15 protein-coding genes are annotated in these 15,971 nt (G+C 27.1%); 11 read left to right on the top strand and 4 right to left on the bottom strand.

The window, feature by feature from the left end; all coding sequences use genetic code 11:
* The first annotated feature begins 5 nt into the window (after positions 1–5).
* The 9 genes from Q3304_RS00280 to Q3304_RS00240 all read left to right on the top strand — a co-directional run bounded on the left by Q3304_RS00280 (position 6) and on the right by Q3304_RS00240 (position 10,508).
* Positions 6–332, top strand: a complete 327-nt coding sequence (locus Q3304_RS00280) for a DUF2577 family protein (RefSeq protein ID WP_054276343.1) — start codon at positions 6–8, stop codon at positions 330–332.
* Complete coding sequence (locus tag Q3304_RS00275; RefSeq protein WP_407813606.1) at positions 332–760, top strand: DUF2634 domain-containing protein; 429 nt, start codon at positions 332–334, stop codon at positions 758–760. The genes Q3304_RS00280 and Q3304_RS00275 overlap by 1 nt, the downstream gene beginning before the upstream one ends.
* Positions 753–1,805: a baseplate J/gp47 family protein gene (locus tag Q3304_RS00270; RefSeq protein ID WP_407813605.1), complete on the top strand. Its 1,053-nt coding sequence runs from the start codon at positions 753–755 to the stop codon at positions 1,803–1,805. Before Q3304_RS00275 ends, Q3304_RS00270 begins: the two co-directional genes overlap by 8 nt.
* Positions 1,802–2,500, top strand: a complete 699-nt coding sequence (locus Q3304_RS00265) for a putative phage tail protein (protein WP_407813604.1) — start codon at positions 1,802–1,804, stop codon at positions 2,498–2,500. Before Q3304_RS00270 ends, Q3304_RS00265 begins: the two co-directional genes overlap by 4 nt.
* Positions 2,501–3,484, top strand: a complete 984-nt coding sequence (locus Q3304_RS00260; protein ID WP_407813603.1) for a phage tail protein — start codon at positions 2,501–2,503, stop codon at positions 3,482–3,484. It begins immediately after the preceding gene.
* Positions 3,485–3,500: 16 nt separating this feature from the next.
* The gene (locus Q3304_RS00255; RefSeq protein ID WP_407813602.1) at positions 3,501–8,822 is read left to right on the top strand and encodes a hypothetical protein; all 5,322 of its coding nucleotides are present in this window, start codon (positions 3,501–3,503) and stop codon (positions 8,820–8,822) included.
* Between the two features lie 16 nt (positions 8,823–8,838).
* Complete coding sequence (locus Q3304_RS00250) at positions 8,839–9,192, top strand: CD1375 family protein (protein ID WP_407813601.1); 354 nt, start codon at positions 8,839–8,841, stop codon at positions 9,190–9,192.
* A gap of 256 nt (positions 9,193–9,448) precedes the next feature.
* A complete protein-coding gene (locus tag Q3304_RS00245; protein ID WP_054269857.1) occupies positions 9,449–9,712 on the top strand; it encodes a hypothetical protein in 264 nt (87 codons plus the stop codon).
* A 1-nt stretch (position 9,713) separates the two neighbouring features.
* A complete protein-coding gene (locus Q3304_RS00240) occupies positions 9,714–10,508 on the top strand; it encodes an N-acetylmuramoyl-L-alanine amidase (protein WP_407813600.1) in 795 nt (264 codons plus the stop codon).
* Between the two features lie 66 nt (positions 10,509–10,574).
* On the opposite strand, the gene Q3304_RS00235 is transcribed toward Q3304_RS00240, so the two are convergent.
* Both Q3304_RS00235 and Q3304_RS00230 read right to left on the bottom strand, forming a co-directional pair.
* A complete protein-coding gene (locus Q3304_RS00235) occupies positions 10,575–11,030 on the bottom strand; it encodes a hypothetical protein (RefSeq protein ID WP_021384080.1) in 456 nt (151 codons plus the stop codon).
* Between the two features lie 227 nt (positions 11,031–11,257).
* A complete protein-coding gene (locus Q3304_RS00230) occupies positions 11,258–11,674 on the bottom strand; it encodes a helix-turn-helix domain-containing protein (RefSeq protein ID WP_407813599.1) in 417 nt (138 codons plus the stop codon).
* Positions 11,675–11,970: 296 nt separating this feature from the next.
* Here Q3304_RS00230 and Q3304_RS00225 point away from each other — a divergent pair, with 296 nt between their 5' ends.
* Both Q3304_RS00225 and Q3304_RS00220 read left to right on the top strand, forming a co-directional pair.
* Positions 11,971–12,180, top strand: a complete 210-nt coding sequence (locus Q3304_RS00225) for a helix-turn-helix transcriptional regulator (RefSeq protein ID WP_003428146.1) — start codon at positions 11,971–11,973, stop codon at positions 12,178–12,180.
* Positions 12,181–12,211: 31 nt separating this feature from the next.
* On the top strand, positions 12,212–12,421 hold the full coding sequence (locus Q3304_RS00220; protein ID WP_054276352.1) for a hypothetical protein: 210 nt from the start codon (positions 12,212–12,214) through the stop codon (positions 12,419–12,421).
* A gap of 206 nt (positions 12,422–12,627) precedes the next feature.
* On the opposite strand, the gene Q3304_RS00215 is transcribed toward Q3304_RS00220, so the two are convergent.
* Both Q3304_RS00215 and Q3304_RS00210 read right to left on the bottom strand, forming a co-directional pair.
* The gene (locus Q3304_RS00215) at positions 12,628–13,026 is read right to left on the bottom strand and encodes a helix-turn-helix domain-containing protein (protein WP_074178926.1); all 399 of its coding nucleotides are present in this window, start codon (positions 13,024–13,026) and stop codon (positions 12,628–12,630) included.
* Between the two features lie 434 nt (positions 13,027–13,460).
* Complete coding sequence (locus Q3304_RS00210) at positions 13,461–15,968, bottom strand: MFS transporter (protein ID WP_407813598.1); 2,508 nt, start codon at positions 15,966–15,968, stop codon at positions 13,461–13,463.
* Positions 15,969–15,971 lie beyond the last annotated feature (3 nt).

The following is a 15,971-nucleotide window of genomic DNA, read 5'->3' as shown; positions in this document are numbered from 1 at the left end:
ATATAATGGCAAATCCAATTAATGAATTTATAGGAATAATAAGAGAAGAAGGAAAGTATCATAATCAACCTTCTTTTTTTATTGGAAAAGTTAAAAGTAAATTACCAGATTTAAAAATAGAAACAAATAACATTATATTAGAAAAAGAAGATATCTTAATAGATAGTTGGATGCTTGATAGACAGATAGAATTATTTGATACAGAAACAAGTCAAGAACATAAACATGAAATAAAAAATCCCTTTATAGATACTTTTGAATCTGGAGACACAGTAATAATGTTTAGAATAGGTGAGAAATTTGCTATTGTAAGTAAGTTGGTGAGCTTATAATGAGTACAATATTCCCTTTTATAGGTGTACCAGAAGATTATATCTTACCTAAAGCAGAAGAGCTACCAATCTTTCGTGAAGTAGCATGGGATTTTGAAAAAGACCAACCTATTTTAGAAAAAAGTGATTTTAAAATAGTTGAGAAAAAAGAAGCTTTAAAAGTTTGGATATACAAGTGCATAAAAACAAATAGGTATGAACATGAGATATACTCTTTAGAGTATGGTACAGAGCTTTCAGAACTTATAGGACAAAAGTATACAAAAGGTCTTACAGAAAGTGAAGCTAGCAGATTTATAAAAGAAGCTCTTTTAATAAATCCATATATATTAGAAGTAAATGTAAAAAGTGCTAACTTTAACAGAGACATATTGAGTACAAATGTAAAAGTATCCACTATCTATGGGGAGGTGGAATTAAATGTATAGCGACCAGACATATGAAGTAATAAAAAATAGAACTCTTGAAAATATCAAGCTTGATATTTATAAAGGTGAAGGTTCCTTTATAAACAACATGGTATCTGGAAATAATCTAGAACTCGCAAAAATGTATATGGAACTTTCTAAAATACATAAAATGGCTTTTATACAAGATACATATAACCAATTTCTTGATAAAAGAGTTAATGAATTTGGTGTATATAGAAAGTTGGGAACTGAGTCAAATGGAGAAGTTGAGTTCATTGGAGAGAAAGGAACTGTAATAACTAATGGCACAGTAATATCATATAGAGATTTACTATTTGTAGTAATAAAAGATGTAACTATTGGTAGTGAAGAAGGTGATAATAGCCCAGTTCAAGCTCTAGAAGTTGGTAAGAGATATAATTTACCTACAAATTGTGAATTTAAATTAACTGATAATATATCTGGAGTAATTAAGATTATTAACACTAAAAGTTTTGAAGGTGGTACAGATATAGAGACAGATGAAGAATTAAAGGAAAGATTTTATAAAATACAGAAAAATCAAGCTACAAGTGGAAATAAAGCTCACTATGAAGAATGGGCTTTAGAGGTAGATGGAGTCTATAATGCGAAGGTTTATCCAAGATGGGATGGTCCAGGAACTATTAAAGTTTTGATATTTGGTAAAAACAATCAAGCTGTTGATACAGAAACAATTGAAAGATGTCAGCAACATATAGATGAAGAAAAACCTATTGGACCAACTGTAACAGTTACAACACCATTACCAATAGAAATAAATATAAGTGCAGTAATGAAACTAGAAGATGGATATACATTAGATAATGTCAAAGAATCTTTCTTAGAAAGTATAAATTCATATTTTAGAGAGATTAGAGGAGAAATAATCTATACAAAAGTCATGGGGATACTTATAAATACTGCTGGTGTGCATGATTTAAGTAACTTACTTATAAATGGAAGCACAGATAATATAACTATTAATGAAGATAAAATACCAAGTGTAACATCTGTTGATTTTAGTGAGGTGGAAAATCAATGAAACTAATTGATAAACTACCATCATTTGATAGAAATCACATTGTAGAAGAGATACAAGGTGCATATGATACAGAGTTAAATATTCTTAAAGAAGATATTGATGATACTTTTGACCAATTATTTGTTGACACTGCAACATGGGGATTAGATATGTGGGAAGATATACTCTGCATTGAAAAGAAAGACCTTGATTTCGAAGCAAGACGTAACAATATAAAAGCCAAAATGAGGAGCAGAGGTACTAGTACTATTGAAGTTATAAAAAATATATGTGAGGCATATACAAAATCAGAAGCAGATATAAAAGTTTATAGTGATGAATTTACATTCGTATTGAGTTTTATAGCAAATAACTGTGACTATAAAACTCTTTTAGATTGTAGCGATATGATTGAAAAAGTAAAACCTGCTCACTTAGTACACTATTTAGAGCCCATAATACTAGATAAAAGTATGGTCTATTGTGGTGGAGGTATGGTTTGTAGTGAGGAAGTAAAAGTTCATCCATATTTTGAACCAATTATAAAATGTAGTGCCATTATAAATTGTGGAGCTGGAATGCTAAGTAGAGAAGAAGTAAAGGTTTATCCTTTAAGTATTAAATATATTGAAAGTAATTGTAAGATTAATATAGCTATTGCAAATGATACAGGAGTTGAAAATGTAGTAGTTTATCCTAAACAGGAGGTGGTATAGTTGGAAGAAAAATTTTATATAATATTAACCAAAATTGGTAGAGAAAAAATAGCAAATGCAACTGCACTAGGGGAACTTGTAGGGTTGACAAAGTTTCAAGTTGGAGATAGTAATGGAGAATATTATGAGCCAACAGAAGAACAAACTGCTTTAAAGAATGTAGTTTGGGAAGGAAATATAAATTCTTTAAGAATTGATGAGAAAAATCCTAATTGGATAGTTATAGAGACTATTTTACCAGGAACAGTTGGCGGATTTATGATAAGAGAAGCTGCTGTTTTGGATAATGAGAACAATATAATAGCTATAGGTAAATATCCAGAGACGTATAAGCCACGTGCTGAGGATGGCAGTATTAAAGACTTAGTTGTAAAGATGATTTTACAACTATCTAATACCTCAAATGTGACATTAGAAGTAGACCCAACACTGGTTTTTGTAACTCAAAAGGATATTCAAGATTTGGATGATAAGTTTAATAATAATATAAAAGAAATAAAAGTGAAAATTGGAGAAGAAATATTGTCTACAGATGCTAAAAATCTGTCAGAAGCTATAAATGAAGTAGTAGAAAAAATTGAAAACATATCTATTGATGATGTAATAGGAGGACAAATACAAACTGATTTATCTGTATTAAAAAACAGTTACAATAAATTATCTGAAAAAGTATTAGATATCTTAATATATTTAGAGTTAGAGTCAGAAATAGATGTAGATGAAGCTGGATATTGGTATGATACCTTAGCTAATACTAAAAACATAGTAGCTATAGAAGGTCTGAAATTAGATTTAAATAGAAAATGTATAGCTGGAGACCTTGGGAGTGTAACATTTAAAAATGTGGTATTGCCATTTAATGCAAACCGAGTTAGATATATACATGAAATGGATAATAACTTTCTAGAGACAAAATCTAATGAGGCATATCTAATGGGTCAGACAGAGATAACTTTAAATAAATATTCATATGAAATAAGATAATTAGGAGGTTTGTATAATGAAAAGGACTAAACTACTTCAAAGAGGTAATTTTTTTGGTGATAAAAATATGATAGTTGATGAGTTTGATGAAGGATATGATAATTATGACTTTATCAATTTTTTTACTGGATGTTGTAACTATACATTTGGATTAAAAAATAATAATATCTTGTATGGATGCGGGGATAATAGTAACTTTCAATTAGGGTTAGGAGAAGACAATACAACAAGAAAACTATTTACTAAAATACCAAATATATCTACTAACATTAAAAAAGTTGCATGTGGAGAATCTCATGCAGTTGTACTTACATCGGATGGAGAATTACTTGTTGCAGGTATAAACACAGATGGTCAAATGGGGTTGGGACAGGATAAAGTAGGAAAAACAATATCTACATTTGAGAAGGTGCCAGAAATAAAAGGAGTAAAAGATATTGCATGTGGACTTCAATCAACATATCTTTTATATAATGATGGAACTTTGTATGTTGCTGGAAATAATTTATATGGACAATTAGGTCTAGGAACTAATGGAGCATCTGCAAATGTAAATACATTTACAAAAGTAGATGTTGATAATGTAAAGGCTGTATTTTCATATAATAAATCAGCTTTTATAATAAAAAATGATAATAAGTGTTATTCTACAGGTTTTAATAATCAAGGTCAACTAGGTTTAGGAGATAAGAATGATAGAAATTTATTTAGTTTAGTTTCAATTAATGATGTTAAGACTATAGCTTGTGGTTCTGAACATACTGTTTTAATGACATATAACAATGATATATATGGTTGTGGAAAAGAAAAATGTTTTGGAAATGCACTTCAATCATCTCTATTTACTAAAATAGAGCAGGTAAATATAAAAACTATTGCATGTGGTAATGGTAATACTATGCTTATAGACAATAAAGGGACTTTAAAAGTTGCTGGAAATAATGATATATATCAGTTAGGAATATCAAATTACTCTGAAAATATAGATAGTTCATTTATAGATTTGAAAAATACTGTATCTAAGAATATTTTCATTGGTTTATCACATAGTATATTAATTGATTCAAATAATGATTCATATTGCACAGGTGATAATACTTATGGCCAACTTGGTTCGTTTTTTGATGATATGCATGTTGTAGAATTTAAAAAAATGAATAATGAAAAATATAGTTATAGTAATTATGTTAATCTAATTAAATCTGATGACAAATTAACGTTGTTAAAAGAAGAAATGGAAATAAAGGATATTGAACTTCCACTAGATATACATTCTGTAAGAGATGTTGTTTTTAGTCCTTATTGTACTCTAGTCATTTTAGGGAATGGAGATGTATATGGACTAGGAAATAATAGTTATAAAGGTATGGGTTCTGATTTACCAAGTCAATTAAATGAATTGACAAAATTAAGTATATCTAATGTAAAATTGATAGTAGCATCAAAAAATATTTCTGGAGGAATATTTTACATTAAAAATGATGATACTTGTTATTATTCTGGTTCAAATAGTAACTCTATAGCAGGTGTTCTTCCTTCTAATTCAGACATATTTAAGAAAATATCTATAGATAATGTAAAAAAGGTTGTTATAAATACTGATTTATTAAACTGGTTTTCATTAATTGTAACTAATAATAAACAAATATACACTTCTGGAAAGAGTTCAAGTTATGTTAATGGACTTAGTAATACATTAGCAAGCCAATATACTGAGATTGGTGTTAGCAATGTAACAGATGCATATAGTGCATATAATGCAACATTTATTGTGGGTGACGAAAAAAAGGTATATGCAACTGGTATAAACACAAATTACTTATTAGGTTCTACTAGTTCTAATGGAGCTAATGTAAATTTAAGTTTATTAAATAATTGGTATTATATAAATATATCAGGGTCAAATTATAGTAGAAGCTCATGTACAAATGATATTACTAAAATTAATAATATTATCATATATGAGTATGTAACTATATTTTGTACAAACATTGGATCCTTTTTAACTGGATATCATGGAACTTTATGGACAAAACCAACTGATTCAACTTATAGAGTTCAGCATCAAGGAATTTCATACGCTGGACATAATGATAGCTATTTATATAACTATTATCCTACAAGATGTACACAATCTTCTTATTCTACTAATTTTGCTTATTTATACTATGGTGAATCATCAAATAATCTAACATCTTATAATCCAGACAATTTACTTATTTCTGGAGGTTCATCTTATATACATCAATATGGAAGGAATTATCTTAATAATTTACCATCTAATAATATTGCATCATCTAATATAAGTTCAGGACCTATTACATCTGACAAAGCTGTACTTTTATATAAAGCTTTATTGTATCTATCTTCTAACACATTATATGGTTTTGGGAATATATCTGAAAGTGCAAAAGGTCTAGACGTGTCAGACTTACAAGAGGGGTATAATGCTACCAATTATAAAAAAGTAATGAAAAATATAAAAAATATATTTATACCTCCTTATGATTTAAGTAGAGATAAGACTAGATTCGCGATATTGACAGATAAGAGTTTATTTATATGTGGATATAACTCTAAAGGTACACATGGTATATCAGTTAACAGTAGTTCGAATTTAAATAATAAGATAAATTATAATAAAAAGAATAACAGTTCTGAAATATCTTCTAATATTAAAGAAATATATAGCCATTCAAAGTCTACGTATTTATTAACTAATAATAACATGCTTTATAGTGTAGGTTTAAATGATGTAGGTCAATTAGGTGTGGGAGATGAGGTAAATAGAAATGTATTTACTAAAATAAATATTGATAATATAAAATCTATAAATATAAATAGATTTACTGATAATAGTAAGCATTCATTTGCTATAAAAAATGATAATACATGCTATGCTGTTGGTTTAAATAACTATGGTCAGTTAGGAATAGGAGATAATGTAAATAGAAATGTATTTACTAAAATAAATGTTGAAAATGTAAAATATGTAGCTATATATGGAAATACATCTCTTTTATTAACTAATGATGGTCTTTTATATGGAGCAGGAAATAATGAAAAAGGCCAATTAGGATTAGGTGATACTACAAGTAGAAATATATTTACACGTATACCGATAAATGGAGTTAGAGATGTGTATATATGTAATGATGTATCAATAATTGTTAAAAATGATAATACATGTTATGTATGTGGATTTGTAAACGGATATTTTGGGTTTACTGAAGGAAGTATAAGTACATTTTCAAAAATAAATATTGAAAACATAAAATCTGTTGTAACAGCAGGATGTGAAGCTACATTTTTTATAACAAATGACAATATGATTTATACTACAGGGAAAAAAGAGAGAGTATTTTTTTCAACAGAAACCAATGATATAAAGGGTATACGAGTAATTAATAATATTATAAATGCAAAAAAAATAGAAGTTAATGGATATACCTCAGCTATTTTAACAAATGATAATAAACTGTTTGTTGCAGGTATCAATGGATATGGAAGTTTAGCAAATAATAGTAATACGAATAGTGTGGAAGATATTAAAGATGTCTTTGTAACATCTAGTAATACACTTTATATAGATAAAGACAATACTTTGATATCATCAGGAAGAGATAATTATGGTATATCTGACGAATATTATAAGGAGATATCAGTTCCATATTATAAAATGGTTGTCAAGAAAGATGTTGACACTGTATTTTCTAGTTTTAATACTATATTTATTAAAGATATATATGGAAAATTTTATTCTTCAACAGGAGATAATAGATACAATCATCTAGGTATTCACCATAGATATGATAATGATAGAAATGAAGCTCTTGGAGGTTATTTATATTCATATTTTAAAACAGATAATACATCAGATAAAATAACTTTTAATAAGAAAAATGAAAAATTAGTACTGTTCAATGATAAGTATATAAAAACAACTAATAAGTATATAAATTATAAAAATATATTTAAAGAGGATTTTAAATATACTTCTGTAGTATTACCATTTGAGGTATCTGATATTGACATATCAAAAACACATTCATTAGTTATTGCTAAAGATGGTAAATTATATGGTATAGGAAGTAATTCATATAAAGAAATTAATCAAACTCTTGAAGACATAGAATTATTAACATTTACTGAAGTCAATATATCAGATGTTAAAAAGGTCGCTTGTGGGGATAATTATTCCTATATTATTAAGACAGACAATACTATGTGGTCATATGGAAAAAATACTGAGTATCAATTGGGAGTTGGTCATAATAATGATGTAAGAGAATTACAAAAAGTTACTGGACTACCTTCTATTAAAGATATAAGTATATATAACTCAATGACACTTGTTTTAACTAATGAAGGAGAATTGTATGCTCAAGGGTATAACACAAATGGATTGTTTGGATTGGGAGAAAATGAAAAAGATAAAATAATAAAAACTTTTACTAAAGTATTAACTAATGTCAAAGAAATTAAATCACATAATGATGATCATATACTAGTAATTAAAAATGATAACAGTCTATGGATAACTGGTAAAAACAAATCTATGTATAAAATATCTATATCAATTACTGACTTATATGAATTCACTAAAATACCAGTACCAGAACATTTAAATGATATTTTAGATATAGAGCTTTCAGATGATACAATTTATATGATAACAAAAGTAGATACAAGTAAAGCATCTATAGAAATAATTGAAAAATCAATATCTCAAGTAAGAGTAGTAGTACAAGACCCTAATAGTGTTATAGAAAAACTTGAAATGTTTATAAACGATGAATTAATATCTACTAAGACTAATTTGGAGATAAATAGTATTATATTTGAAATCCCATCAAATAAAATAGTATTAGGAGAAAATAAGATACTAATTAAAGCAAGTAGTACTACAGGTGATTTATATTCAAGTATGTTTATATTTAAGTCAGAAACAGGACTTAAAGTAAAAAAGGATTCTATTTTAATGATAAATAATAAAGTATATTCAATTGTAAATATTACTGAAAATAATGCTGATTTAATAGTAACATTAAATGAAGGGCTAAAGGATGATATGATGGAAGATAATCCTATATATCAATTGATAAATAAAACTAAGGTTCAAGTAAAAATAAATAAATCTGACTTATTCAAAGATATGAAACTAGTTGAAATTAAAAAATCAGACTCAAGTTATCAAGAAATATATGAATTAGAAGAAGCCAATATAAAAAGTGCTCAACCTAAAATCATAGTAGAAAAAGGAGATAAATGGACAGCTATAAAACGTCCATCTATGATTTTTAGATATGATGCTGAAAACAACGAACCACAAGCTTAAAATGGAGGTGTAAAAATTGTTTAAATTTGATAAAAATAAAATAGAGCAAATCAAACAAGGTAGAAAAGTAGAAGTACAACATAAAGATATCTCTGATATAAGTATAAGTCAAATAAAGCAAGATGATGATATAACAAGCAACTTTATAGCAAATGCAGAAATATATGAGATGTTGTTAAATCAAAACCCTGTTGATAAACTAAATAATATAAGTACTTTTAGTGTAGCAAAATCTGGAGGTGAGAGTGGAATGGTAGAAGTATATGTAGCATTGATTCTAAGAGGAAAGAAAACAATAGAAGAAGTACCAGCAGTAATTAGAGAGCAGGTTAGAATTAGATGTAAAGAATTAGAAATACCAGTTGAATAATAAATTCAGAATAACTATATACTAGTTATTTTTTTTATATAAAGTACAAGGTCTTAACTTCAATAAGTAATCCTTGTACTTATTTTTTGTTATATTAGTAAATTGTAGGTATACCTAATCAATCTACAAAATATATCTACAATTTAAAATACTAAAAATTAAAATAATAGTACTTAAAATATAACATTGTATGACATGAAAATATAACAAAAATTAAAGTTATAAGTGTAGAAAATTTAGACAACAGGAGGATATAATGGAGAAATTAATAACAGAATTGAGTAGCCTAGGGGCAATAGGTATACTATGTGCTCTATTATTTAAAAATACTATGCAGGAGAAAAAAGAAGATAGAGACATGTATAAAAAGACTGTAGAAAATTTTATAGAATTGTCCACACAACAGCAAGAAATAAATAAGAATGTACTTGTTCAAATGGGAACAATGAAAACAGATGTAGAGGAAATTAAAGAAAATGTAACCGATATAAAAGGCATGTTACAAAAAGAAGGTGTATAACATGAAAGTAGCAGTAGTACCAGGACATACATTGTCAGGAAAAGGAACTGGAGCAGTTGGATATATAGATGAAGGAAAGGAAAATAGAATCCTAACAAACTTAATAATAAAATGGCTAAAACTAGGAGGAGCGACAACCTATACTGGAAAAATTGATAAATCAGATAACTATCTGTCAGAGCAATGTCAAATAGCCAACAAACAAGATATAGACCTAGCAGTACAAATCCATTTTAATGCAAATAAGACAACCCTAAATCCTATGGGAACAGAAACAATATATAAGACAGATAATGGAAAAATATATGCAGAAAAAGTAAACTCAAAGCTTTCAACTATATTTAAAAATCGAGGGTCAAAAAAAGATACAAGAGGTCTATACTGGCTTAATCATACAAAAGCACCAGCAATACTAATTGAAACTTGCTTTGTAGATAGCAAAGAAGATACAGACTATTATATTAGAAGCAAACATACAATTGCAAAATTAATAGCAGAAGGAATTTTAAATAAAGATATAAAAGAAGATATTTCACAAGAAAAATCTGAAAATATAATATTATATTCTGGAGAAGTGGATAAAGCAATTGCAACCATAATGTCGTTTTATATAAATAATAGTACATTAATCGATGTAAAAGACTATAAAAATGAAATAGCAACTAATATATTTTCCATAGGAGGGAAAGCCTCTAAAACAATGAATAAAGATGTTAATAAGTATATTGAATTTATTGGAAAAGACAGAAAAGAGACTTTTGAACTTGTGTTAAAATATTTAGGAAGATATATTTAAAATAAATAAAAAATAAACAGACAAAACAAAAAGAGGTAGCATTATGCTACCTCTTTTTTTATTAAATTATTGTCTATTAACCAAAATAGCTATTTTAGCATCTGGATTATAACTTATTTGAACCATTTGATTTTTCTTAATATGTTCAAGGTCCTCACCACCATAAGCTATTTGTAACTTAACTGGTAACTTACCTTGTTTTATAATAGCAACATACTCTTTTTTACCCTTTTTCTCTAAACTAATCAAATTGCCAACATAAGGTTTGAAGTTCTGATACTTTTTACTAGAATTTCTTATGTAGAAGAAAGCACCAACAGCAATAACTAAATTTATGCCAAGTGTAACCCAAGAATTAATTTTAAGCATAGCTCCAGCGATTATTATCACGAACATTAAAACGATAGGTAATATAGCTTTCTTAAGAAGCAATTTACCCATTATTTCATTAGCCTTTTTCTCAGGGCCACTCATAGTTTTTGATCTAGCAAATGATTGCGCGAATTTGTCTCTTAAGCCCATTTTATCCTCCTAATTTTAATAAATATTTAGTTATAATAACGAGATATTACTTGAAACTAAAAATTTACCACATTTATATTATGTTTGACTTTTGTATAAATAATTACATTCAAGTAAAGCAAAATATACTAATTATTTTATCATAAAACTATAAAAAAGAAAATAAATGAAATAAAAATATTAGAACTAAGAAATGATGTAAAATCGTATCAAAAGCAACATAAAAATTATTTATCTATTTTCTCATCCTTATTTTTATTATATTCAGTTTCTTTCAAATCTTTCTCTTTTTCATATTCATGAAGTTTTAATTCAATCATACCTTCTATTTTGGCCTTATCATAATCACTTAACTTTCTAAAATTATTTAAAAGATTTATTTCATTAGAGTTTATACTATTAAGTGGATAATTTGAGGATAAATCACAAATTAAATCTGGATCTTGTGAAGAAGTTCCATTTAATAGCCAGTCCACTGAAACATTAAATATCTCAGCTATAGATTTTAATATTTCATAATTTGGCTTTCTAATATTTCTCTCAAATTTACTTAAGTTATCACAGTCTAACATTTCTTCTAATTCATATTGTTTAAGGTTTTTTGTTTTTCTTAAATAAACAATTCTTTCTCCTAAAGTATTCATAAACACTCTCCATTCAATTAATGTCAAAAAGACTTTCTAAAATGTAAATAGCTGCAAAATAAAGGTCAAAATGACATGAAAAACATTGACTTAAGGTCAAAATGACTTTATAATTAATTTAATGATACGAAATTACATCCTAATTTTAGCATAAAGTAATCAAAAAATCTTATTTAGTATCAAATAAATTTATGTACTTAATATTTGTATATATCAAAAAAATATACTAAATATAGGAAGGTGTGTAAACTAAAAAACAAAAGGAAGTATAAATCACTTAGAAAGGAACTTGATAAATGGATGCTCGAAAAAAATGGATACCTTTTTTAGGAGTACAAGTTAAACAAAGACTTATTGAATTAAATATGACTCAAAGAGAATTAGCAAAGAAAATAGGTGTTAATGAAAACTATTTGTCAGCCATTCTAAATGGCAGAAGGACAGGTAAAAAGTATAAATCATCAATTTATCAATTGCTTAATATAGAATATTCAGAAGATGATTAGCAAATAGTGTGTGAAGTAGGTGAGTATTCTTATGTGTAAATCAGATTTGGATGGAGTAATAGAGTGCTGTAGAGCGATTGACGATTTTATTACGGCTCTCAATGGTATAAAAAGTTTAAATATGGAAAGATTAGATATCTTAACTATATACTCTAGTACATGCTCAAGCCTTCTTAAAGAGGGTAATTACAAAGGATGCACAATTGTATATAAAAAGATGCTGGAAGAGTTGAAAACATGAATAATACATTTCTTGGGAACATAAATAATATATAGGAATGTACAACACTGTTCAAAATACATAAACTAAAATATGGATAGGTAATCTAAATATTATTGAAATTAGATTATGCTTATTTTTAAATAACTTAATATCCATATTTTAGTAGTCTGTTACAAAAAAAGAAAGTTAATAGATGATGTAAAATCGTATCAAATTATGTATGTTTAAACCATTTTATCTTCATTAGTATTAGAGGAATGCTTTTTTAAGTCTTTATATTCAGATATCTTAAGTTCAAGTATTCCTTCTATTTTTATTTTATCACGCTCATTTAATTGTCTGTATAGATTTAATATCTTCATCTCATCATCAGTAACATGTAGGTAATCTTCCTTATTTTCTTTTACACTATTGTTAGAGTTTACTTTTTCTTTGCCATATAGAAGCCAATCAGTAGTAACATCAAAATAATCAGCTATTGACATTAATATATCACAATTAGGTTTTCTATCTCCAGTTTCATACTTACCTAAATTTTCAAACTTTAAAATATTCATAAGTTTACGCTGAGTAAGTTTTTTGGAATTTCTTAAATAAGCAATTCTTTTTCCTAAAGTATCCACAAAATACACTCCTTTCTTTTTATTGTCGAGGTCAAAATGACATTTAAAATAAAGATATCAAAATTTATATGTAAAAGACTAACAAAATAAAGTCTAATTGACATTTTGCTTAAATTAATATGCTCATACTATGATTTTAACATATTATAGTTGAAAAGATGTGGTTTATTTTGATTTGTATATATATTTCGATAGACGTAATTAGGTATGAAAGGTGAAAGAGTTAAGAATAGGGTTTGTAAATTAATCTATAAATTTGGTTTGATAAACTAATGTTATTTTTTAACTGATTATAAAAATAACAAACAGTAAAAGAGAAATAGTATTATATTGTAGTTTATGTTAATCAATTATAAAAAATTTATGAATTTAACATTTAAGACAACATATTTAAGATATAAGATAAATCTACAATATAATACTATAACACTCTTTTATCTAGTTTTATTTTCTTTATAGAATAACAATATTATGAATGCAAGTAAATTTATACAGAATACTGTTATATACATCTGTTTAAACCCTGAGTTTAGAGTAGATTGAAGTGTATTCTCTATTTTTGTTCTATTGTTTTCTATAGAATTTATATAATCTAATTTTGATTTATCAAAAGCCTTTGGTATTTCAGTTTTTACTTCTTGTGTCTTTGCTAAAACTGATTGAAGTGATTTTTTTTGTTGCTCCATAGTGCCAAGGCCTTTTTCCATGTCTTTCTTTTTATTTATAGAATCATTTAGCTTACTTTGAAGTTCCTTTTTTTGAATTTCCATTGTTTTGAGTTTTTTATTCAATTGTTTCTTTTGAGTTTTACTTTTCTGTAGCTTTGTGTTTAATTCAGCTCTTGCTTTTTTTAATTGTTGTATTTGAGCATTTAAACTTTCCTTTTTTTCGTTTAAATTTGGTTTATTTTCACCCGAATTATTATTTTTATTTTCTGTAGAATTATTTTTATTGTTGTCAGGATTAGAATTACTAGTATTATTTTGTTCTTGGTCATTTGAGTTATTTTCGTTATTAGTAGGAGTATTTTCTTGTGGTATAGTAGGTATTTTATTGTAAGCAATTGTCAATTCATTTATGGCTTTATCTTGCTTTACAAGACCTTGTTCCATACCTTTAATACCTTTATTAACACCATCAATGCCTTTTTTTATACCATCTATTCCTTGATTAATGCCAGCCCTAGCTTTTATCATATTGTCAATACCTTTTTGAATTCCTTTAATACCACTATTTAGTTTATTTTCACCTTCTTCGATACCATTTATTCCACTTTGTGTTCCATCTATTCCTTTTTGTACATTTGTCTGGATTTTATTAATTACAGATGGAACTTTTTCATCAAACATGGTTGTTGATATTTCCTTTGTGATATTGGTAATGTTGGTTGTATCTGCTGACTGAACCTTATCCAACAAGTATTTTGGTAGTTTACCACCTGTCATATCCATGTTGATATTTGATGTATCATCCATATTTGGTATAGAAACATTTTTTAAATTCTTTGCCATTTCAGGGTCTGACTTTAAATCATCTATCATATTTTCAAGTTCTTCAAGTTGAACTATTTTAGGTGTTGATGGTTTTCCAACTAAGTCCATAATATTATCTTGTACAGATAACCCTGCATGCGCTATAAAGCCAATCATTATAGCTGGAGAAATTGAAGTTCCAATTGAGCGTATCAGAGACAATGTAGCAAGTGCTGAATTAGATTCTTCTAATCTTGTATTTGATAACATCATATAGTTTAGAGGAGTTCCCATAGTAAATCCCATACCTAAGCCCATAAACATTAGACTTATACATACACTAAATACTGTGTTTGTTTTTAGTGCAATTAATACCAGATAAAGAGACCCTATCATGGATACAGAAAATCCTAATAATAGTATTTTCTTTGCACCAAACTTATCAATAAGTCTCCCGCTTAAAGGAGCAGCAACACCTGCAAATAATCCTAATATAGCAACAAAATATCCACCAGAACCAGCATTTATCTTTAATGCATTTTCAGCATATTGTGGAACAAATACCATACCCATCATTCCAATACCAACAATTAAAGATAAAATAAGGACTATCAGTATTCTTGGATTTAAAAAATATTCAAAATTTAAAATAGGGTCTTTAGCCTTATTTTCAATAAATATAAAAATAGGTATAAGTACAATAAATGCCAATAAGTAAGGATAAACTGATATATCTTGCATAGAATTTGTAAAGTTAAAAAAGTCTATATTCATAAGACCATACAATAATGATACAATTATACATATCAACATTAATGTACCAAGTTTATCTATTTTTTCTGTAGATGTAGACTTATTATTTTTAATACACAAAATTCCACCAATAAGTATGATTAAGCAAATCGGAAGATTTACAAAAAATAGCCATTTCCAATTTTGAGTTCCAAATATACTTAGAATTGTGCTACCAATACTTGAACCTAAAATATTGGCAATACCATACGTTGCTCCAACTAAACCTAAAGCCATACCTCTTTTATTCTCTGGGAAGGTAGTTCCAAACTCTGCTGTAGCAATAGGCATAATTCCGCCACCACCAATTGCCTGAATAACACGACCAATTAGTAAAATATTGAAATTGGAAAATAGTGATGATAATCCACATATTAATGAACCACTACCAAATAGAAATATACTAACTAAATACACATATTTTCTTCCTATTTTATCTGCTAATTTTCCAGAAATAGGGATTACAGATGCATATGTTAATGTATATATGGTAATCATCCAAATTCCTGTCTTTTCATTTACTCCAAGACTATTTTGTATAATCGTTCTTGCTGGTGATACTATTCCTGTATCAATAGCTCCCATAAATATACCTAAGAGATAAAGTATAAGTACTAAAAATATTTTTGGATTACTATCCTTGTTCTGAATACTAGTATTAGAATTCAAGGCAAACACCAC

It is taken from the genome of Clostridioides sp. GD02377 (assembly GCF_045899875.1).
GTDB classification, from domain to species: Bacteria; Bacillota; Clostridia; order Peptostreptococcales; family Peptostreptococcaceae; genus Clostridioides; species Clostridioides difficile_A.
Note: the sequence above shows the minus strand (reverse complement) of the source record. Positions and strands in the feature narration are given on the sequence as shown.